18 protein-coding genes and 1 tRNA gene are annotated in these 17,836 nt (G+C 69.8%); 14 read left to right on the top strand and 5 right to left on the bottom strand.

Features of this window, described 5'->3' with window-relative positions; translation table 11 throughout:
* The first annotated feature begins 44 nt into the window (after positions 1-44).
* The 4 genes from HUG12_RS13230 (at position 45) to HUG12_RS13215 (ending at position 4,752) form a co-directional block, all read left to right on the top strand.
* Positions 45-1,022: an aldo/keto reductase gene (locus HUG12_RS13230; RefSeq protein WP_246308051.1), complete on the top strand. Its 978-nt coding sequence runs from the start codon at positions 45-47 to the stop codon at positions 1,020-1,022.
* Positions 1,023-1,334: 312 nt separating this feature from the next.
* Positions 1,335-2,450, top strand: coding sequence for a Gfo/Idh/MocA family protein (locus HUG12_RS13225; protein ID WP_179269218.1), 1,116 nt, complete (start codon positions 1,335-1,337; stop codon positions 2,448-2,450).
* Between the two features lie 182 nt (positions 2,451-2,632).
* On the top strand, positions 2,633-3,601 hold the full coding sequence (locus HUG12_RS13220; protein WP_179269217.1) for a sugar phosphate isomerase/epimerase family protein: 969 nt from the start codon (positions 2,633-2,635) through the stop codon (positions 3,599-3,601).
* 5 nt (positions 3,602-3,606) lie between these two features.
* On the top strand, positions 3,607-4,752 hold the full coding sequence (locus tag HUG12_RS13215) for a Gfo/Idh/MocA family protein (protein WP_179269216.1): 1,146 nt from the start codon (positions 3,607-3,609) through the stop codon (positions 4,750-4,752).
* Positions 4,753-4,772: 20 nt separating this feature from the next.
* Here the strand turns inward: HUG12_RS13215 and HUG12_RS13210 are convergent, their stop codons facing one another.
* On the bottom strand, positions 4,773-5,621 hold the full coding sequence (locus tag HUG12_RS13210; RefSeq protein WP_179269215.1) for a translation initiation factor eIF-2B: 849 nt from the start codon (positions 5,619-5,621) through the stop codon (positions 4,773-4,775).
* 681 nt (positions 5,622-6,302) lie between these two features.
* Between HUG12_RS13210 and HUG12_RS13205 the strand changes: the two genes are divergently transcribed.
* From HUG12_RS13205 to HUG12_RS13195, 3 genes are all read left to right on the top strand, one after another.
* Positions 6,303-7,655: a ribonuclease J gene (locus tag HUG12_RS13205; protein ID WP_179269214.1), complete on the top strand. Its 1,353-nt coding sequence runs from the start codon at positions 6,303-6,305 to the stop codon at positions 7,653-7,655.
* A 5-nt stretch (positions 7,656-7,660) separates the two neighbouring features.
* Entirely contained in the window at positions 7,661-8,707 is a 1,047-nt protein-coding gene (gene idsA3, locus HUG12_RS13200) for a geranylfarnesyl diphosphate synthase (RefSeq protein ID WP_179269213.1), read from the top strand.
* Positions 8,708-8,809: 102 nt separating this feature from the next.
* Positions 8,810-9,730 carry a DMT family transporter gene (locus HUG12_RS13195; protein ID WP_179269212.1) on the top strand — a complete coding sequence of 307 codons (921 nt, stop codon included), beginning with the start codon at positions 8,810-8,812 and terminating at the stop codon, positions 9,728-9,730.
* A 27-nt stretch (positions 9,731-9,757) separates the two neighbouring features.
* Here the strand turns inward: HUG12_RS13195 and bcp are convergent, their stop codons facing one another.
* The 3 genes from bcp to priS all read right to left on the bottom strand — a co-directional run bounded on the left by bcp (position 9,758) and on the right by priS (position 12,323).
* Entirely contained in the window at positions 9,758-10,225 is a 468-nt protein-coding gene (bcp, locus tag HUG12_RS13190) for a thioredoxin-dependent thiol peroxidase (RefSeq protein ID WP_179269211.1), read from the bottom strand.
* A gap of 70 nt (positions 10,226-10,295) precedes the next feature.
* On the bottom strand, positions 10,296-11,153 hold the full coding sequence (locus tag HUG12_RS13185; RefSeq protein WP_179269210.1) for a DNA replication complex subunit Gins51: 858 nt from the start codon (positions 11,151-11,153) through the stop codon (positions 10,296-10,298).
* 3 nt (positions 11,154-11,156) lie between these two features.
* A complete protein-coding gene (priS, locus tag HUG12_RS13180) occupies positions 11,157-12,323 on the bottom strand; it encodes a DNA primase small subunit PriS (protein WP_179269209.1) in 1,167 nt (388 codons plus the stop codon).
* Positions 12,324-12,698: 375 nt separating this feature from the next.
* Here priS and HUG12_RS13175 point away from each other — a divergent pair, with 375 nt between their 5' ends.
* From HUG12_RS13175 to HUG12_RS13160, 4 genes are all read left to right on the top strand, one after another.
* Complete coding sequence (locus tag HUG12_RS13175) at positions 12,699-12,914, top strand: LSM domain-containing protein (RefSeq protein WP_179269208.1); 216 nt, start codon at positions 12,699-12,701, stop codon at positions 12,912-12,914.
* Positions 12,911-13,087, top strand: coding sequence for a 50S ribosomal protein L37e (locus tag HUG12_RS13170; protein WP_179269207.1), 177 nt, complete (start codon positions 12,911-12,913; stop codon positions 13,085-13,087). The genes HUG12_RS13175 and HUG12_RS13170 overlap by 4 nt, the downstream gene beginning before the upstream one ends.
* A 312-nt stretch (positions 13,088-13,399) precedes the next feature.
* Entirely contained in the window at positions 13,400-14,857 is a 1,458-nt protein-coding gene (gene purF / locus HUG12_RS13165) for an amidophosphoribosyltransferase (RefSeq protein ID WP_179269206.1), read from the top strand.
* Positions 14,858-14,950: 93 nt separating this feature from the next.
* Entirely contained in the window at positions 14,951-15,307 is a 357-nt protein-coding gene (locus tag HUG12_RS13160; RefSeq protein ID WP_179269205.1) for a DUF7344 domain-containing protein, read from the top strand.
* 32 nt (positions 15,308-15,339) lie between these two features.
* On the opposite strand, the gene HUG12_RS13155 is transcribed toward HUG12_RS13160, so the two are convergent.
* Positions 15,340-15,921: a DUF420 domain-containing protein gene (locus HUG12_RS13155; RefSeq protein ID WP_179269204.1), complete on the bottom strand. Its 582-nt coding sequence runs from the start codon at positions 15,919-15,921 to the stop codon at positions 15,340-15,342.
* Between the two features lie 140 nt (positions 15,922-16,061).
* On the opposite strand from HUG12_RS13155, the gene HUG12_RS13150 reads away from it, so the two are divergent.
* The 3 genes from HUG12_RS13150 to HUG12_RS13140 all read left to right on the top strand — a co-directional run bounded on the left by HUG12_RS13150 (position 16,062) and on the right by HUG12_RS13140 (position 17,800).
* Positions 16,062-16,146, top strand: a tRNA-Leu gene (locus HUG12_RS13150).
* 388 nt (positions 16,147-16,534) lie between these two features.
* Positions 16,535-17,122, top strand: coding sequence for a thymidine kinase (locus HUG12_RS13145; RefSeq protein ID WP_179269203.1), 588 nt, complete (start codon positions 16,535-16,537; stop codon positions 17,120-17,122).
* A gap of 75 nt (positions 17,123-17,197) precedes the next feature.
* Positions 17,198-17,800, top strand: coding sequence for a YIP1 family protein (locus HUG12_RS13140; protein WP_179269202.1), 603 nt, complete (start codon positions 17,198-17,200; stop codon positions 17,798-17,800).
* The last annotated feature ends 36 nt before the right edge of the window (positions 17,801-17,836 follow it).

The following is a 17,836-nucleotide window of genomic DNA, read 5'->3' as shown; positions in this document are numbered from 1 at the left end:
CGGCGTTCCGCAGGCTTATTCGCGGCGCGGCAAAACTTGCTGCCATGACCGAGATGCGGTACACGACGCTCGGGCGCACGGGGCTCGAGGTCTCCCGGTTCTGTCTCGGCTGCATGAACTTCGGCTCCGAGCAGCCGTGGATGATGAACGACCGCGACGCCAGCGTCGACCTGATCCACGAGGCGCTCGACGCCGGCGTCAACTTCCTCGACACGGCGAACGTCTACTCGAGCGGCGAGAGCGAGGAGATCGTCGGCGACGCCGTCGCCTCGGCGAACCGCGACGAACTCGTGCTGGCGACGAAGGTGTACGGCGACATGCGCGACGGCCCGAACGGCGGGGGGCTCTCCCGCAAGCACGTCCTCGACCAGTGCGAGGCGAGCCTCGACCGCCTCGGCGTCGACTACGTCGACCTGTACCAGATCCACCGGTGGGACGAGACCACCCCCATCGAGGAGACGCTCGCCGCGCTGGACGCCCTGATCGAGTCGGGTCGCGTCCGGTACGTCGGCGCGTCGACGACGACGGCCTACCGACTGACGAAGGCGCTGTACACGAGCGACCTCGAGGACTACGGCCGGTTCGCGTGCGTCCAGCCGGAGTACTCGGCGGTGGCGCGACACGAGGAGGCGAACCTCCTCACGGTCGCCGAGGGAGAAGGGCTCGGCGTCATCCCGTGGTCGCCGCTGGCCGGCGGGTTCCTCACGGGGAAGTACGAGCGAGCCGCCGACCCCGACGAGGGGACCCGCGGGGCGGCCTCCGAGTCGGTCCGGGCGTACTTCACGGACGAGAACTGGGCCGTCCTCGAGGCGGTACGCGCGGTCGCCGACGAGGAGGACGCGACCCCGGCGCAGGTCGCGCTCGCGTGGCTCCTCGAGCGGGACGTGGTCACCGCACCCATCGTCGGGCCGAAGACGATCGAACAGCTTCGGGACGACCTCGGCGCGCTCGAGGTGTCGCTCTCCGAGGAGCAGGTCGCCCGCATCGGCGCGCCGAAGGTGGCCCGGTATCCGAAGGTGTAGGCGAGGACGAAGGTGGAGGCGGGGACGAAGGTGGAGGCAGGAGCGGACGAGCCATTCGCGACCTCAACAGGTTTCCACGAGTCGGCGAGACCGGGGAGCGTTATACGGTCCCATCGGCGCGAAACCCGATGCTAACCGGAGTTGCGCGCCCCGTCGAGGGAGCAGGGGTGGCCTTTCGGGGACAGAGTCGGCCGTTACCGGGCCGAGTCGCCCCCCGATCCTGGCGTAGTCGGTTCAGACCGTGGGGGTACGGACGCGACCCCCAAAATACATTCGGCGGGTTTATGGACGCCGGACCGGTAAGACGCTCCTATGACGAACGTGACGGACGTCCCCGTCGGTATCATCGGCCTAGGCGGGATCGGAAACTACCACGCGGAGCGGCTGATCCGGCAGGGGGGGAACCTCGTCGGCGGGATGGACGTCGACCCGGAGGCCCGGCGCCGCTTCGCCGACGCCCACGGAGTCGAGACGTTCGACGACGCGGAGGGCCTGTACGAGGTGGCCGACGCCGTCCTCGTGACCACGCCGAACAGCTTCCACGAGAAGTACGCCGTCTCCGCGCTGGAAGCCGGCCTCGACGTCCTCCTCGAGAAACCCCTCGCACACAGCCTCGAGTCGGCCGAGATCATCGCCCGGACCGCCCGGACCGCGCCCGGGTTCTGCATGGTCGGCTTCAACAACCGATTCTCCGCGGCGGCGGAGGTGCTCACCCACTACCGGGAGGAGGGGCGCTTCGGCGAGATCCGCCACGTCGAGGCGAACTTCATCCGTCAGCGGGGGATCCCCGGACGGGGGTCGTGGTTCACGACGGACGAGGTGTCCGGAGGCGGCGCGCTCGTCGACATCGGCGTCCACGCGATCGACCTCGGGCTTCACTTCATGGACTTCCCGGAGATCGCGGAGGTCTCCGGCGTCGCGCGCTCGCAGTTCGGCGGCCGCGACGACTACGCGTACGTCGAGATGTGGGGCGACGACGAAGGGCCCGCCGGGTTCGACGTGGACGACTCCGTCTCGGCGTTCGTCCGGAGCACCGAAGGCCACACGCTCTCGCTGGAGGCGGCGTGGGCGACCAACCGACCCGCGTGCAACGACTTCTACGTCCGCGGCACCGAGGGCGGCGCGCACTTCGACCGGGGCACCGGCGAACTCACGCTGTACGAGTCGGGCACCGGCGGGACCAACCACCTGAGCGAGACCTCGGTCTCGACGCGGGAACTCGACACCCACGAGGCCGAGCAGGCGGCGTTCCTCGAGGCGGTCGCGACCGGCGAGCCGCCCGCGCGAAACACGGTCGATCAGGCGCTCACCGTCCAGCGCGTCGTCGACGGCATCTACCGGTCCGACGAGACGGGCCGGGCCGTCCAGCTCGGCTCCGAGCCGGTCGCCCACGTCGGCGAACCGGCCGAGGCGGCACAGGTCGACTGACGAGTCCGTTCGGAACCGCCGACCGTCCGTCACGTCCCGGAACCCATCGACTCCGTTCGGACCCGGCGTCGTCGACGGTCGGAACCGATCCGCCCCCGAACGAGTCGACGGCCGTCACCTCCCGAACGGTCCGGCCGGTCCGCTCCCTGAAGGTTTATTCGACCCGTAGTACAACGGCACCCATGGACATCGGCGTACTGACCGTCCCGCTGGGCGGACAGCCGCGGCCGGATGCGTTCGAGTACCTCTCGGGAATCGGCGTCGACGCCGTCGAACTCGGCGTCGGGGGCCACCCTGGACAGGGGCACATCGACCGCGCGGAACTGCTCGCGAGCGGGGACGCCCGCGCGGACCTCCGCGCGGACCTCGACGAGCACGACCTGTACGTCAGCGCGCTCGCCACCCACAACAACCCCCTGCACCCGGACGGGGCGACCGCCGAGAAGGCCGACGCCGAACTCCGGGAGGCGATCGAACTCGCCGACGAACTCGACGTGGGGACGGTCACCTGCTTCTCGGGGCTGCCCGCCGGCGGCCCGAACGACGAGGTGCCGAACTGGATCACGGCGCCATGGCCGACCGAGCACCGGGACGCCCACGAGTACCAGTGGGAACGGGCCGAGGAGTACTGGACCGACCTCGCGGACCACGCCGCGGACCACGGCGTCGACGTCGCGGTCGAGATGCACCCGAACATGCTGGTGTACGAACCACACGGCATGCTGAAACTGCGCGACCTGACGAACGAGCGCGTCGGCGCCAACTTCGACCCCTCGCACCTCTACTGGCAGGGGATCGACGTGACCGAGGCGATCCGCCTGCTCGGCGACGCCGACGCCGTCCACCACGTCCACGCGAAGGACACGCGAATCTACGGGGCGCAGGCCCGGGAGAAGGGCGTGCTGGACACGACCGACTACACGGAGGAGGCCGACCGCTCGTGGCTGTTCCGCTCGGTCGGATACGGCCACGGCGAGGAGCACTGGAAGGACGTGGTCTCCACGCTCCGGATGGTCGGCTACGACGGCGCGCTCTCGATCGAGCACGAGGACTCGCTCACCTCCTCGCGCGAAGGGCTGGAGAAGGCCGTCGACCTGCTCGACCGCGCGGTGTTCGAGACGACCCCCGGCGACGCCTACTGGGCGGAGTGACCGATATGAGCCACGGAGACGAAACTACGATCGATGCGGACGAACCGCTCGACGTCGGCATGCTCGGCTACCGCTTCATGGGGAAGGCCCACTCGAACGCGCTCGCCCGACTGCCGATGTTCTTCCCCGACGCCCCGGAGGTGCGCCGGCACACGCTGATCGGCCGGGACGAGGATGCGCTCGCTGAGGCCGCCGACCGGTTCGGGTTCGAGCGCACCTCGACCGACTGGCGGGAGGTCGTCGACGAGGTGGACGCCTTCTACAACCTCGGCCCGAACCACCTCCACGTCGAACCCTCGAAGGCGGCCCTGGAGGCCGGCACGCACGTCCTCTGTGAGAAGCCGCTCGCGCCGACGCTCGAGGGCGCCGGGGAGCTCCGGGACGCCGCCGCCGCGAGCGACGCGGTCGCGGGCTGTGCGTTCAACTACCGGTTCGTCCCCGCGATCCGGTACGCGAAGCGGCTGATCGACGACGGGTCCCTCGGCGAGATCCGCCACGTCTCGGGTCGGTACTACCAGGACTGGCTGTCGGACCCCGAGGCGCCCTGGGCCTGGCGGATGGACGAGGAACTCGCCGGGTCGGGCGCGCTCGGGGACGTCGGCGCCCACACTCTCGACCTCATCGGCTTCCTGGTGAACGACCACACCGGCGGAATCGAGCGACTCTCCGGCCACCTCACGACGTTCACGGAGGAGCGCCCGGTGCCTGGCGGGGACGAGCGTCGCCCGGTCACCGTCGACGACGCCTACTCGGCCCAGGCCGAGTTCGAGAACGGCGCGATGGGCACCTTCGAGGCCTCCCGCGTCGCCGAGGGGCACAAGAACGATCACTCCATCGGAATCCATGGGACCGACGGGTCGATCCGGTTCTCGCTCGAGCGCATGAACGAACTGGAGGTGATGGCCGGCGACGCTCGGGGGTACGAGACCGTGCTCGTGACCGACGAGTCGGACCCCTACGTCGAGGCGTGGTGGCCGCCGGGTCACGTCCTCGGCTGGGAGCACACGTTCGTCCACGAGAACTACGAGTTCCTGACCGCCGTGGCCGAGGGTGGGGAGTTCTCCCCCTCCTTCGGCGAGGCGTACGAGGTCCAGCGACTGCTCGACGCGGTCCAGCGGAGCGACGAGTCGGGCGAGTGGGTCGAGGTGTAGGTTCCGCCTCGGAGCCGGCCTCAGAACTCCCGGACGCCCTCGTCCGTGACGACACGGTCGACGAGGCTCATCGGCGTCGCGTCGTAGGCGGGGTTCTCGATCTCGATGCCCTCGACGGGTTCGAGCATCACCTCGCTCGGCGGCCGGAACTCGTTCTCGAAGACGAAGCCGTCCTCGATGACCTTCGTCCCGGAGCCGACGACGACGACCGGGACGCCGACCTCGGCGGCGGCGGCGGCGATCGGGAAGGTGCCGACGCGGTTGTAGAGGGTGTCGCCCACGATGCAGTCCATCCCGATGACGATCCGGTCGCAGCGGTCGAGACAGTAGCCCGCGGCGCTGTCGACCGAGAGGCGCGGTTCGACGCGGTCCATCGCGGCGAGCGCGCGGGCCGTCTTCCGGCCGAGGTAGCGCGGCCGCGCCTCGGTGACGTGGGCGGTCATGTGGTTCCCGGCGGCCGCGGCCGACTCGACGGCCTCCAGCACGGTCGAGGAGTAGTCGTGCGTGAGGAACGTCTCGCCGTCCTCGAACGTCATGGCGGCGTTCTCGGCCGCCTCGTGCTTGCCCGTCTCGATGCGGCTGATCGTCTGCTCGACGGCCGTCTTCAGCAGTTCGATCGCGCCCTCGACGGACTCGGCGTTCCCGATGACGGCGTCCGAGACCTCGGTCATCGCCCGATGGAGGGAGGCGTGGGAGGGGTTCGCGCGGCGGAGCGCCCCGGCGTTGTACTCGAGGTCGCGCTCGAACTCGTCGAGCGCGGCGTGCTCCCGTGTCGAGAGCTCCCCGAGCGCCCGGGTGGCTTTCACGGCGACGACCGACGAGGAGTGGGTCTGCATCTCGCGGATCTCCTCGACCGTCTCGTCTATCATGCCTGTTGAGTCGCGTGTTTCGGGGAAAGGTGTTCCGGGAGCGCTGATTCGGGACCGGGCCGATCGGTACGGCCGGCGACCGCAGCGCGCTCACATCGACGCTATCGATCCTGGAAGCCCCCGCGGCTCTCGCTGAGCCCGGACGACGTATGCACCGCAAGGAGGCGAGCGAAGCGAGCCGGCTGAGGAGCGTGGTTCGAAAGGCGCTTCGCGCCTTTCGTCAGTACGGGAAATCTTTGATTTCCCGTCAGCGGCCAGATTCCGCAGGAATCCGGCAGCATCACGAGAGAGCGAAGCTCACTCGAACGACGGCGACCGTACCGTCTCCAGCGTCCGGAGCTTTCGATGCCCCCTTCCGCGGCTCGTCCGTACCGTCCACGAACCGTCCCTCGTCTTCCGCGACCCGTTCGCACCGTCGACGACGACCCGCCTCTGCACGCGGCGACGCGTATCGTCGAACCCGCACAGTTTTAACAGGGGACGAACTACGTCCACGTACCAGAGCCCGCGGGCAAGTACGGGCGGAGGACGATCCGCCCGTATAGCGGGGTTGCGGACCGACGCGCTGCAAGACGCCGGGGTCACAGTCACCCGTGTTACCGGGGCTTTCCGTACGAGCCTGTCCGCCAGCCGATCCGCGGCGGGGCGGACGTTCAACGCTCGCAACACCAACAGAAGACAATGGAAGTCGAAATCGCAACAATCGGCGGCTACGAGGAAGTCGGCCGCCAGATGACGGCAGTTCGCGCAGGGAACGACATCGTCGTGTTCGACATGGGGCTCAACCTGAGCAAGGTCCTCATCCACGACAACGTCGAGACGGAGAAGATGCACAGCCTGGACCTCATCGACATGGGGGCCATCCCGGACGACCGCGTCATGTCCGACCTCGAGGGCGACGTGAAGGCCATCGTGCCGACCCACGGCCACCTCGACCACATCGGCGCCATCTCGAAGCTGGCACACCGATACGACGCGCCGGTCGTCGCCAGCCCGTTCACCATCGAACTGGTGAAACAGCAGATCAAGGGCGAGAACAAGTTCAACGTCAACAACGACCTCGTCAAGATGGAGGCCGGCGAGACGATGTCCATCGGCGACTCAGGGCAGGTCGAACTCGAGTTCGTCCACGTCACCCACTCCATCATCGACGCGATCAACCCGGTCCTCCACACGCCCGAGGGAGCGGTCGTGTACGGCCTCGACAAGCGCATGGACCAGAACCCGGTGCTCGAGGACCCGATCGACATGCAGCGGTTCCGCGAGATCGGCCGCGAGGGCAACGGCGTCCTCTGTTACATCGAGGACTGTACGAACGCCGGCCGGAAGGGCCGGACGCCCTCCGAGTCCGTCGCGCGTCGCCACCTCCAGGACGTGATGGAGTCGATCGAGGACTACGACGGCGGCATCGTCGCCACCACGTTCTCCTCGCACATCTCGCGCGTCTCCTCGCTCGTCGAGTTCGCCCAGGAGATCGGCCGCCAGCCCGTGCTGCTCGGCCGGTCGATGGAGAAGTACAGCGGCACCGCCGAACGGCTCGACTACGTCGACTTCCCGGACGACCTCGGGATGTACGGCCACCGCAAGTCCGTCGACCGCACGTTCAAGCGCATCATGAAGGAGGGCAAGGAGAAGTACCTCCCCGTCGTCACCGGCCACCAGGGCGAGCCGCGCGCGATGCTCACGCGGATGGGCCGCGGCGAGACGCCGTACGAACTGGACGACGGCGACAAGGTCATCTTCAGCGCCCGGGTCATCCCGGAGCCGACCAACGAGGGGCAGCGCTACCAGTCCGAACAGCTCCTGCGGATGCAGGGCGCCCGCATCTACGACGAGATCCACGTCTCGGGCCACCTCCGCGAGGAGGGACACTACCAGATGCTCGACGCGCTCCAGCCCCGACACGTCATCCCGGCCCACCAGGACCTGAAGGGGTTCGCCCCCTACGTGGACCTCGCGAACGGCATGGGCTACACGCTCGGGCGTGACATCCACGTGACGCAGAACGGGAACATGATCCAGCTGACGGAGTAAGTCGGATGACCCAGGACGCGACGGAGGACCGAGTGCTCGCCGCGGTCCGGGAGCGACGCGAACTCGTCAACGACGCGATCGAGGAGGAGCTCCCGATGGCCGAGCCCGAACGTCTCTACGAGGCGACCCGGTACATCCTCGAGGCGGGCGGCAAGCGGCTCCGCCCGACTGCGGCGCTCCTGGCGGCCGAGGCGCTCGCCGACGTGGACCCCCGATCGGCCGACTACCGGTCGTTCCCGACGCTCTCGGGCGGCTCGTTCGACCTCATGCGGTCGGCCGTCAGCGTCGAGGTGATCCAGTCGTTCACGCTCATCCACGACGACATCATGGACGAGGACGACCTGCGCCGGGGCGTCCCCTCGGTCCACCGCGAGTACGACACCGAGACGGCCATCCTCGCGGGCGACACGCTGTACGCGAAGGCGTTCGAACTGCTCTCGGACACCGGCGCCGACCCCGCGAACGGGCTGGAGGCGGTGAACCTCCTCGCGTCCACGTGCACGCGCATCTGCGAGGGGCAGGCGCTCGACGTCGACTTCGAGGGCCGAGACGACGTGACCCCCGAGGAGTACCTCGAGATGGTGGAGCTGAAGACGGCCGTCCTCTACGGCGCGTCGGCCGCCATCCCGGCGGTGCTGATGGGCGCGGACGACGAGGTCGTCGACGCGCTCTACCAGTACGGCGTCGAATCCGGCCGCGCGTTCCAGATCCAGGACGACGTCCTCGACCTCACGGTCCCGTCGGAGCGGCTGGGCAAGCAGCGCGGCTCGGACCTCGTCGAGGGGAAGGAGACGCTCATCACGCTCCACGCGCGCCAGCAGGGCGTCGACGTGGACGGGCTCGTCTCCGCGGACACGCCCGCCGAGGTCACCGAGTCGGCCGTCGACGAGGCGGTCGCCCGCCTCGAGGAGTCCGGGAGCATCGCCTACGCGCGGGAGATGGCGACCGAACTGACCGAACGGAGCAAGCGGCGGCTCGCCGTGCTCCCCGACAACGAGGCGCGGACGCTCCTCCGGGAGCTCGCGGACTACCTCATCTCCCGCGGCTACTGACCTCCCACGACCACGGAGTTCGTGGGGGACCTCACGCGGTCCCGAACCCGTAGGGCTGGCCGGAACGGAAACGGCGAAGGCGGACCGGGACGACCCCTCGACGTGACACGTACCCGGAACGCGGCCCTGTTTCTCTCGCTCGCGCTCTGCTGGGGCGGGACGTTCCCGGCCGTCGAGGTCGGCCTGACGGCCGTCGCGCCCGTCCTGCTCGGCGCGTTCCGGTTCGACGTCGGGGCGGCGATCGCGCTCGGGTACGTCCTCCTCGCGACCGACGACCCGTTTCCGCGGACCGCGGCCGACCGGTGGTCGGTCGTCGTCGGGTCGACGCTGCTCGTGACCGTCAACGTCGTCTTCCTCTTCCTCGGCCAGCAGTTCACCACCGGGGGGATCGCCTCCGTCGTCTACAGCCTCAACCCGATCCTGACGACCGCGTTCGCCGCGCTGCTGCTCTCGGAGGGGAGCCTCGACGCCCGCGGATACCTGGGCGTCCTGTTGGGCGTCCTCGGCGTGGCGCTCGTCTCGAACCCGACGGCGGCGACCCTCGCCGGCGAGACGACGCTCGGCGTCGCGCTCGTGTTCGTCGCCGCCGTCTCCGTGTCGCTCGGGGGCGTGCTCACGAGAGCGCTCGAACCGCCGGCGCCGGCGCTCACACGGACCGCGTGGGCGATGGCGTTCGGCGCGGTCCAGTTGCACCTCGTCTCGCTCGCGCTGGGGGAACCGATTCCCTCCCCCCACGCGGTCACGCCCGAGATCGTCCTCGCGCTCGCATTCATGGGCGTGTTCGCGAGCGCCGTCGGGTACGCGATCTACTTCACGCTCCTCGACCGGGTCGGCGCCTTCGAGACGAACCTCGTGTCGTACGTGGTCCCGGTCGTGGCGACCGTGCTCGGGGCAGTGCTCCTCACGGAACCGGTGACGCCCTTCACGGTCTCGGGGTTCCTGCTGGTCGTCGTCGGCTTCGGGCTGCTGAAACGGCACGCGCTCGCCCGCCTGCTCGGATGGGAAGCCGGGGTCGTCCGCTAGGTGGGTGGGCTGCCCGGTCGGCGTCGGCTACGCGGCGAGTTCGTCGAGATCCGCCAGGATCTCCTCCGCGTGGCCGTCGGGCGAGACGCCCTCGTAGGCCCGCTCGACGGTCCCGCCGGGCCCGACGACGTACGTGTTCCGGAACACGCCGGTCACCTCGTTGCCGAAGACGTTCTTCTCGCCGTAGGAGTCGTACGCAGTCGAGACCGCGCCGTCCTCGTCCGAGAGCAGGCGGAACGGGAGCTCGTACTCGTCGGCGAACGCCGCGAGGTCCTCGACGGGGTCGTCGCTGACGCCGAGGACGGCGACGTTCCGGGCCTCGAACTCCGTCCACGCGTCGCGGAAGCCGCACGCCTCGGTCGTACAGCCGGGGGTGTCCGCGCGGGGATAGAAGTACACCACGACGCGTTCGCCCTCGTACGCCGAGAGCGAGACGGTCTCGCCGTTCTGGTCCGGCAGTTCGAACGCCGGCGCCTCCTCGCCTTGCTCGAGCATGGGTGGTCGTGTGAGCGGACGGCAAAAACCGGTTCCGGTTCCGACGGGTCCGGACGACGGACCGAGGGCGCTACTCCAGCGGTTCCGCCGCGTCGCGGTCGACGAGCGGGTCGGCGTTCGCGGCCGGGAGCGTCACGACGTCCTCGGATTCGAGGTCGTACTCGCGGTCGTCGACGCCGAGGATCTCGCCGACGTCGCGGGTGATGCGGACCGTCGTGCGGTCCTCGGCCGGTTCCGGGCCGGCGTCGGCCGCGGCCGGGTCGCCCCGCGTGGCGGCGCTCGGGTCGGGTTCGTCGGACGGGGCTTCCGTCGGTTCGGGCCCGCCCGACGGGTGCGGGGCCCCCTCGTCCGCGGCGCCGGTCGTTTCGGCGCGGTCCTCGGCACCGCCCATGGCGTCCGCGAGGACGTCGCCGGCGTCCGAGTCGGGCGTGCTGGCCTCGGGTTCGGCCCCGCCACCCGCCGTCGCGTCACGCTCGTCCGCGGTCCTCGACCCGGGACCGTCGTCGCTCCCGTCCGCGGGCGCGTCGAGTTCGACGTCGGCGCCCCCGCCGAGCACCTCGAGGACGTTCCCCTTGTTCGCCTCGATGCGTTCGACCAGGTCGTCGAACAGGTCCGCCTCCTCGGCGGTCATCCCCTCGGTCTCGACCGGGGCGTCGGCGGCCGCGAAGGAGGCGAGTTTCACGACCTTGCCGACCCGGCGCTCGTAGAGGGACTCGGCGACCTCCTCGGCCGTCTCGATCTCGTCGGAGAGCTTCCGGACCCGTTCGTCGGAGAAGGGGTTGTCCACGGACGCGGCCCGCTCGTCGCGGCGTCGCTTCCGGCCGGCGATGTAGGCGGCGACGTCCTCGTAGAACGAGTCGCGGAGGTGCTGGAGGCTGTCGCGCCCCCGTTCGGTCGACTGGACGCCGCGTAGTTCGTCGAGATCCATGGGTCACTCCGTCGCTTTCTCCGCCCGCCCGCGCGCCATCAGGAACACGCCGACGTATTCGCTGACTGACTGGACTCCCGCATCCACCTTAGTCCTGTCGCCGCCGACCGGGACCGGTCCCGGTTCGGTCACCTTCACGAGGATGTCCCGGCCGGTGAACCGCTCGGGGATCGCGTCCCGGAGCGGGTCGAAGCCGTCCACCGCGTCGCGGTCGAGCGGCGTCACCACCAGCCCGCTCCCGCCGTGGATGCTGCGCGGGAGCCGGATCAGCCGCCTCACGTCGGTGGTCACCGGCTCGTCGATGGGCGACGTCTCCTCCGCGATCACCTCCCGGGCGAGCGCCCGGACGAGCGTGCTCGCGCCCGGTCCGAGCTCGACGTTGCCCGCCTTCACGCCCTCGGGGTTCCGCCGGAGCACCCCGTGGATGGTGCGGGCGGTCTTCTCGCCGACGCCGTTGAGCTCCCGGAGTTTCGCGAGGGCCGCCTCCTCCTCCATCGCGCGGAGGTCCTCCGCGTACGCGACGAGCCTGTCGTGGACGCGTCCGCCCCAGCCACCCTCCGCGCGAAGGGTCTTCTGGAGCGTCCCGCGTTCGTTCGGCCGCCTCTCGACGAGGCCGTCGAGGTTCAGGTCGACGGCGCGGACGTAGTCGACCACCTCGCGTCGGGCCGTCGAGTCGAGGCCGACCACCGTCGGGTCGCGGACGTGGACGTGGTAGCCGCGTCCGCCCGAGAAGACGACCGTCATGTCCTCGTCGGCGAATCCGAAGTCCCGTTCGAGGAGGTCGAGCAACTTCACGAGCGCCTCCTTCGCGGCCGCGAGCATCTCCGGATACGGGTCGGCCTCGGGATCGACGGCGGGGAGGTGGTCGGCGTCGATGTCGAACACGAGGTCCGCCGAGCGCCACCCCTTCTCGCTCATCTCCCGGTTGCCGGGGTCGTCGTAGCGCGCCGCCGAGAAGTAGGCGTGCCGCGGCGACTCGCGCGCGAGGAACTCGCCGATCTCGCCCAGGTCGAGCAGCGACTGGTGGCGGACCATCGTGGTCCCGTCGCCCGAGGTGAACGGGATGTGTCCCCACTCGCGCCGGTCGGCGTCGGGCGGGGGGGAGACGTCGACGCTCCGGTAGTAGTCGCCGAAGCGTCCCGAGAGGTACTCGCGCGTGCGCCGGTTCATCGTGGCTTCGAACTGGTTTCGGTTTGGGGGCCAAGAGTGTTGCCTATTCCGAAGCGGGAAGGGTGATCGTTCGCGCGTAAGCCGTCCCTACCGGAGGTGTGACGGCCACGGAACGCGGGCCGACAGCGCTCCTCGGCGGAGATTCTCCGCTTCCCATACCGGAACCCGTCGGTCCGCCTCTAGCTACGGCATTCGTCGATTCCGCTTCCCGCAACGGAACCCGTCGATCCGGTTTTCGTCCGGGGCCGCTGGAACCGGAGAGCGCGTCTCGGGTCGGGAAACCGCGTCCCCGAGACGGTCCGCACGGACGGCCCGGGCGGAACCCCGCTCCCGTCGTCCGGTATATTTAAACCTCGCCTGACCGACGCCCGCTGTATGAGTGGCCGACCCCTCGACGTGCTGGAGGAAGCACTCGACACGCCGGTGACCGTCCGCCTCAAGGACGGGACGGGTCTCTTCGGCGTCCTCGCCGGCTACGACCAGCACATGAACGTCGTGCTCGAACCGACCGACGTGGACGGTTCCACGGACGACGAAGTGGAAGACACAACGATTATCCGTGGCGACAACGTCGTCAGAATCAACGCATGACCGGCGCCGGAACTCCCTCCCAGGGAAAGAAGAACAAGACGACCCACGTGAAGTGCCGCCGCTGCGGCGAGAAGTCCTACCACGTCAAGCAGAAGCAGTGCTCCTCGTGCGGCTTCGGCAAGTCCGCCAAGCGGCGCGACTACGAGTGGCAGTCGAAGTCCGGCGACAACTGACGTCCCTCTCCTCTCGGCTCTCCACGCCGTAGCGGCAGGTCCGTCCCCCGGACCGATGGCCGCCGACGGAGGGTCGCCGATCCGCCCCCGTTCGATCGGACGACCACCACCCTCCGGTTCGGGCACCCCGATCCGGGAGCCGCTAGACCGGCCCTACAGGGCGCTGATTCCGACGGGTCCGGACTCGCGACTCGACGAACTGGACCCGAGCCGACGCCCGCATACCCACATTTGTGCATATCTGCTTACTCCGTCGCCGGTCGATAGGCACGATAACGAGGGTTTTTGTGAACGGCGTGCGGACCGTCGGGCATGCACCACGGGGAGGGCCCGACCGAGAAGTGCGGCGTGGTCGGGGTCGCGCTCGCGGACCGCGAGGCCGCCCGACCGCTCTACTACTCGCTGTACGCGCTCCAGCACCGCGGGCAGGACTCCGCGGGCATCGTCACCCACGACGGCTTCCAGCAGCACGGCCACGTGGAGATGGGGCTCGTCGGCGACGCGTTCGGCCCCGAGGACCTGGAGGACCTCAAGGGCTCGGCGGGCATCGGGCACGTGCGCTACCCGACCGAGGGCGGCGTGAACGCCAGTTGCGCCCAGCCGTTCTCCGTCTCGTTCAAGTCGGGCGCGCTGGGGCTCGCCCACAACGGCAACCTCGTCAACACCGGCGAACTCCGCGACGAACTCGAATCGCTCGGCCACGCGTTCACCTCCGACGGCGACACCGAGGTCATCGCCCACGACCTCGCACGGAACCTCCTCGACTCCGATCTCATCCGCGCCGTCAAGCGGACGATGGGGCGCATCCACGGCTCCTACGCGCTGACGGTGATGCATGACGACGCGGTGCTCGGCGTGCGCGACCCGCGCGGGAACCGGCCGCTTTGTCTCGGCGAACTGGAGGACGGCTACGTGCTCGCCTCCGAGTCGGCCGCCATCGACACCCTCGACGGGGAGCTGATCCGGGACGTCCGCCCCGGCGAACTGGTCGTCCTCGAGTCGGACGGCTCCGGCTACGACTCCTACAGGCTGTTCGAGGAGGAGACCTCGGCCCACTGTTTCTTCGAGCACGTCTACTTCGCGCGACCGGACTCGGTGATCGACGACAGGCTTGTGTACGAGGCCCGCCGGAACCTCGGACGCGCGCTGTGGGACGAGTCCGGCATCGACACCGACGTCGTGATGCCCGTGCCCGACTCCGGCCGGGCGTTCGCGTCCGGCTACGCCGACGCCGCCGGGGAGGTGGACGCCGACGTGGAGTTCGCCGAGGGGCTGATGAAGAACCGCTACGTCGGGCGGACGTTCATCATGCCGACCCAGGACGAACGGGAGCGGGCGGTCCGCCTGAAGCTGAACCCGATCAGGTCGACCGTCGAGGGGCGGACGGTGACGCTCATCGACGACTCCATCGTCCGGGGAACGACCTCGACCCAGCTCGTCGACCTCCTCCGGGACGCGGGCGCCGAGGAGGTCCACCTCCGCATCGGCGCGCCGCCCATCGTCGCGCCCTGCTACATGGGCATCGACATGGCGACCCGCGAGGAGCTCGTCGCCGCCGACCGGTCGACCGAGGAGGTACGCGCGGCGGTCGGCGCCGACTCCCTGTCGTACCTCTCGATCGACGCGGTGGCGGACGCCATCGGCCAGTCGCGCGCGGACCTCTGTCTCGGCTGTGTCACCGGCGCGTACCCGTTCGACGTCGACGGCGAGGAGACGGACAGGGAAATCGACCGACCCGTGACGTCCGGGGGCGAACCCGCCGACGATTGACGTGTCCGACGCCGCCCCGCGACCGCACGAACGGGGGTGCCAGTCCGGCGTACTCCGACGTGCTTTTTTGGACCGGACCGGAGGTATCAGAGGATGAGTGAGAGGAACCAACCCGTCGACAGCGGAAAGCTATCCGACGACGGGCTGTTCCGAATCCTCTCACACCCCCGGCGCAGAATCGCGATCTCGCTCCTCTCGGAGTTCGGCCCCTCCGTGAAACTCCCCGTGCTCGCCGAGGAGATCGCCGCGTTCGAACACGACGGGGTGCGCGACGGGGAGTTCGAGGACCTCCGGCTCCGGGTGTACATGACCCTCTATCACAACCACGTCCCGCGGATGCAGGACGCCGGGTTGCTCGAGTACCACCAGGAGCGTGACCTCGTCGTCCCGGCCGATAACCTGAGCCGGGCCGTGCGACTCGTGAAGCCCGTGGCGGAGGCGCGAAACTGAGACCGCCGCCGTCACCCCGCGGACTGGACGCGTCAGTACAGGTGGTACAACAGCGCGTAGACGACGACGCCGAGGGAGAAGGAGACGACCCAGAGCGACGCCGCGACCCGGCCGACGCGCGCGTGGCGGGTATCGAACAGGTCCCGGACCGGGCGGGTGGCCGCGAGGGTGAGCGCGTAGACGACGAGCGGGACGCAGACGACCGCGAGCGTCACGTGGACCGCGAGCACGGGCAGGTAGAGGAACCGTTCGAGCGTCGCCGGGCCGGCGAAGTCGTTCGGCCCCATGATGGCGACGCGGTAGAGGTACAGAACCAGGAACGTGCCGAACAGCGCCGTCGAGGCGAGCATCGCGACCCGGTGGCGGCCGTACTCGCCGCGGCGGGCGAAGCGGACCCCCACGGCGATCGTGCCGACGGCGGCCAGCGAGACGACGGCGTTGACGTGGGGGATGGCCCCCAGCGCCGCATCGGACGCGCGAGGGAGCGACCCGCCGGGGACCAGTTCGAGCGCGACGGCGAAGACGAGCGCAAGCGCCACCGTCGAGAGCAGCGCCGCGACGACCACCGCGTGCTCGCGCGCGATGGACCTGAGCCCGGCGACGTCGACGTTCATGGCTCGGACGAGGGCCGGCGGAGTGAAAGCCGTTTGGCTCGGACCGGCCCGCCGGGGTGCGATCGTCCCCCGAAGGTGGTCGAGATGGACAACCTTTTATCCCTCTCGGGGAAACGAACGACTGCGCACTGACGCGTGGTGCGTGGGTAGCCAAGCCAGGCCAACGGCGCAGCGTTGAGGGCGCTGTCCTGTAGAGGTCCGCCGGTTCAAATCCGGTCCCACGCATCCACCACGGATGCGGGTGCTGTGCGTCCCCTCGGGGTCGCCCTACAGACAGCACCCACGCACAATCCTTTCGGACGCTACTCCTTAGAAGAGACATCTGCAGCCGTCAATCTGCATCATGGAGTCGGAACACCCCGAAAGCCCCCGCGGGTCCTTTCAGTTCCACCCGACCGCACCTACAGCCACGCTCCTCCCCAGCCGATTCGCTCGGCTCGCTCCCTCCGGTCTCCCCTCACTCATCCCTCGCGCGATTCGGCCGCCCACAGGGGGCGGCCGCCGCGCGCCATCCGACGGTCGGGTTTGCGCTCTCGGGTAAGAGCCGGGACGCGATCGAACGAGTGCCGACCGGAAAGCAACCGTTTTCACCACGGCTACTGCCCGGGTGAACATGCACGCCATCACGGGGTCGGGATGGATCGAGGTCATCTCCGGGTCGATGTTCTCCGGGAAGACCGAGGAGCTCCTCCGTCGCCTCCGTCGGGCCGAGATCGCGGGCCAGGAGGTCGCCGTGTTCACGCCGGCGCTCGACGAGCGGTACGGGGAGACGACGGTCGGGACGCACAACGGTCGCTCCTGGGAGGCGACCGTCGTGGAGAGCGAGGGTGACGGGCCCTGGGAGATGCTCGACGCGCTGAACGGCGAGATGGTCGTCGCCGTCGACGAGGCAAACTTCTTCTCGGGCGAACTCGTCGACGTCTGCCAGGCGCTCGCGGAGGACGACCGGCGCGTCGTCGTCTCGGGCACAGACCAGACGTTCCGCGGCGAGCCGTTCTCGCCCCTGCCCGAACTGATGGCCGTCGCCGAGTACGTCGACAAGCTCCAGGCGATCTGCTCGATCTGTGGCGAACCAGCCTCGCGGAACCAGCGGCTCATCGGGGGGGAGCCGGCCCACGCCGACGACCCGACCATCCTCGTCGGGGCCGAGGAGAGCTACGAGGCCCGCTGTCGGAACTGCCACGCCGTACGGCGGGACTGAGAGCCCCGAGCACCCGGGGGAGCGAACGGACCGGGCATCGGAACCGTCATTGCGAGTCCCCGCCCAACGGCGACCGTGACCACCTGGGTAGAGAACCCCCACGGGGGACGGGCGCGCGGGCCACGGGGGGTCGTACGCGCGTGGGCGGAGGTGCTCGTCCGCCCGGGGCGCTTCTTCCGGACCGGCGTCTCGCCCGGCGACCAGGCGCCGGGGCTCGTGTTCGGCGTCTGCGTCGCCGTCGCGTTCCTCGCCGGGGGGTTCGCCGCGGCGCCCGCGACGATCCCGGAGGTGTACGGCGGCCCACTCGCGTCGGCGCTCCTCGCGCTGGCGGTCGCGGCGCTGCTCGTTGCGCCCGCGCTGCTCCACCTCGTCGCCGCGCTCCAGACGGCGCTGCTCGTCGTCCTCGTGCGCGACCGCGGCGGCGTGAGCGAGACGGTGCAGGTCGTCGCGTACGCGGCCGCTCCGTGCGCGCTCGCGGGGCCGCCGGTTCCGGAACTGCGGGCCGCCTGCGCGCTCTACGGCGCCGTCCTCCTCGTCGTCGGCCTCAGGGCCGTCCACGGGACGACCGCCCTCAGGGCCGTGCTGGCCGGGGCGCTCCCCGCGACGCTCGTGTTCGGCGTCGGATTCCGGGGAATCGACGCGTTCGGGGCGCTTCTGGCCCGATCGGCGGCGATCTGAGGGCGACCGACGTTCCGACGTCTCGCGTCCACGTTT

Origin of the sequence: Halorarum salinum, from assembly GCF_013402875.1 — an archaeon.
Taxonomy (GTDB): domain Archaea; phylum Halobacteriota; class Halobacteria; order Halobacteriales; family Haloferacaceae; genus Halorarum; species Halorarum salinum.
The sequence above is the reverse complement of the archived record's forward strand: the minus strand, read 5'-3'. Positions and strand labels throughout refer to the sequence as shown.

Excerpts from the sequence above, each read along its gene's own strand:
- purF (WP_179269206.1), top strand. The coding sequence starts at position 13,400 with ATGCACCACGGGGAGGGCCCGACCGAGAAGTGCGGCGTGGTCGGGGTC.
- HUG12_RS13145 (WP_179269203.1), top strand. The coding sequence starts at position 16,535 with ATGCACGCCATCACGGGGTCGGGATGGATCGAGGTCATCTCCGGGTCG.
- HUG12_RS13175 (WP_179269208.1), top strand. The coding sequence starts at position 12,699 with ATGAGTGGCCGACCCCTCGACGTGCTGGAGGAAGCACTCGACACGCCG.
- HUG12_RS13230 (WP_246308051.1), top strand. The coding sequence starts at position 45 with ATGACCGAGATGCGGTACACGACGCTCGGGCGCACGGGGCTCGAGGTC.
- HUG12_RS13225 (WP_179269218.1), top strand. The coding sequence starts at position 1,335 with ATGACGAACGTGACGGACGTCCCCGTCGGTATCATCGGCCTAGGCGGG.
- HUG12_RS13185 (WP_179269210.1), bottom strand. The coding sequence starts at position 11,153 with ATGGATCTCGACGAACTACGCGGCGTCCAGTCGACCGAACGGGGGCGC.
- HUG12_RS13160 (WP_179269205.1), top strand. The coding sequence starts at position 14,951 with ATGAGTGAGAGGAACCAACCCGTCGACAGCGGAAAGCTATCCGACGAC.
- HUG12_RS13205 (WP_179269214.1), top strand. The coding sequence starts at position 6,303 with ATGGAAGTCGAAATCGCAACAATCGGCGGCTACGAGGAAGTCGGCCGC.
- bcp (WP_179269211.1), bottom strand. The coding sequence starts at position 10,225 with ATGCTCGAGCAAGGCGAGGAGGCGCCGGCGTTCGAACTGCCGGACCAG.
- HUG12_RS13220 (WP_179269217.1), top strand. The coding sequence starts at position 2,633 with ATGGACATCGGCGTACTGACCGTCCCGCTGGGCGGACAGCCGCGGCCG.
- HUG12_RS13170 (WP_179269207.1), top strand. The coding sequence starts at position 12,911 with ATGACCGGCGCCGGAACTCCCTCCCAGGGAAAGAAGAACAAGACGACC.
- HUG12_RS13155 (WP_179269204.1), bottom strand. The coding sequence starts at position 15,921 with ATGAACGTCGACGTCGCCGGGCTCAGGTCCATCGCGCGCGAGCACGCG.
- HUG12_RS13210 (WP_179269215.1), bottom strand. The coding sequence starts at position 5,621 with ATGATAGACGAGACGGTCGAGGAGATCCGCGAGATGCAGACCCACTCC.
- HUG12_RS13215 (WP_179269216.1), top strand. The coding sequence starts at position 3,607 with ATGAGCCACGGAGACGAAACTACGATCGATGCGGACGAACCGCTCGAC.
- idsA3 (WP_179269213.1), top strand. The coding sequence starts at position 7,661 with ATGACCCAGGACGCGACGGAGGACCGAGTGCTCGCCGCGGTCCGGGAG.
- priS (WP_179269209.1), bottom strand. The coding sequence starts at position 12,323 with ATGAACCGGCGCACGCGCGAGTACCTCTCGGGACGCTTCGGCGACTAC.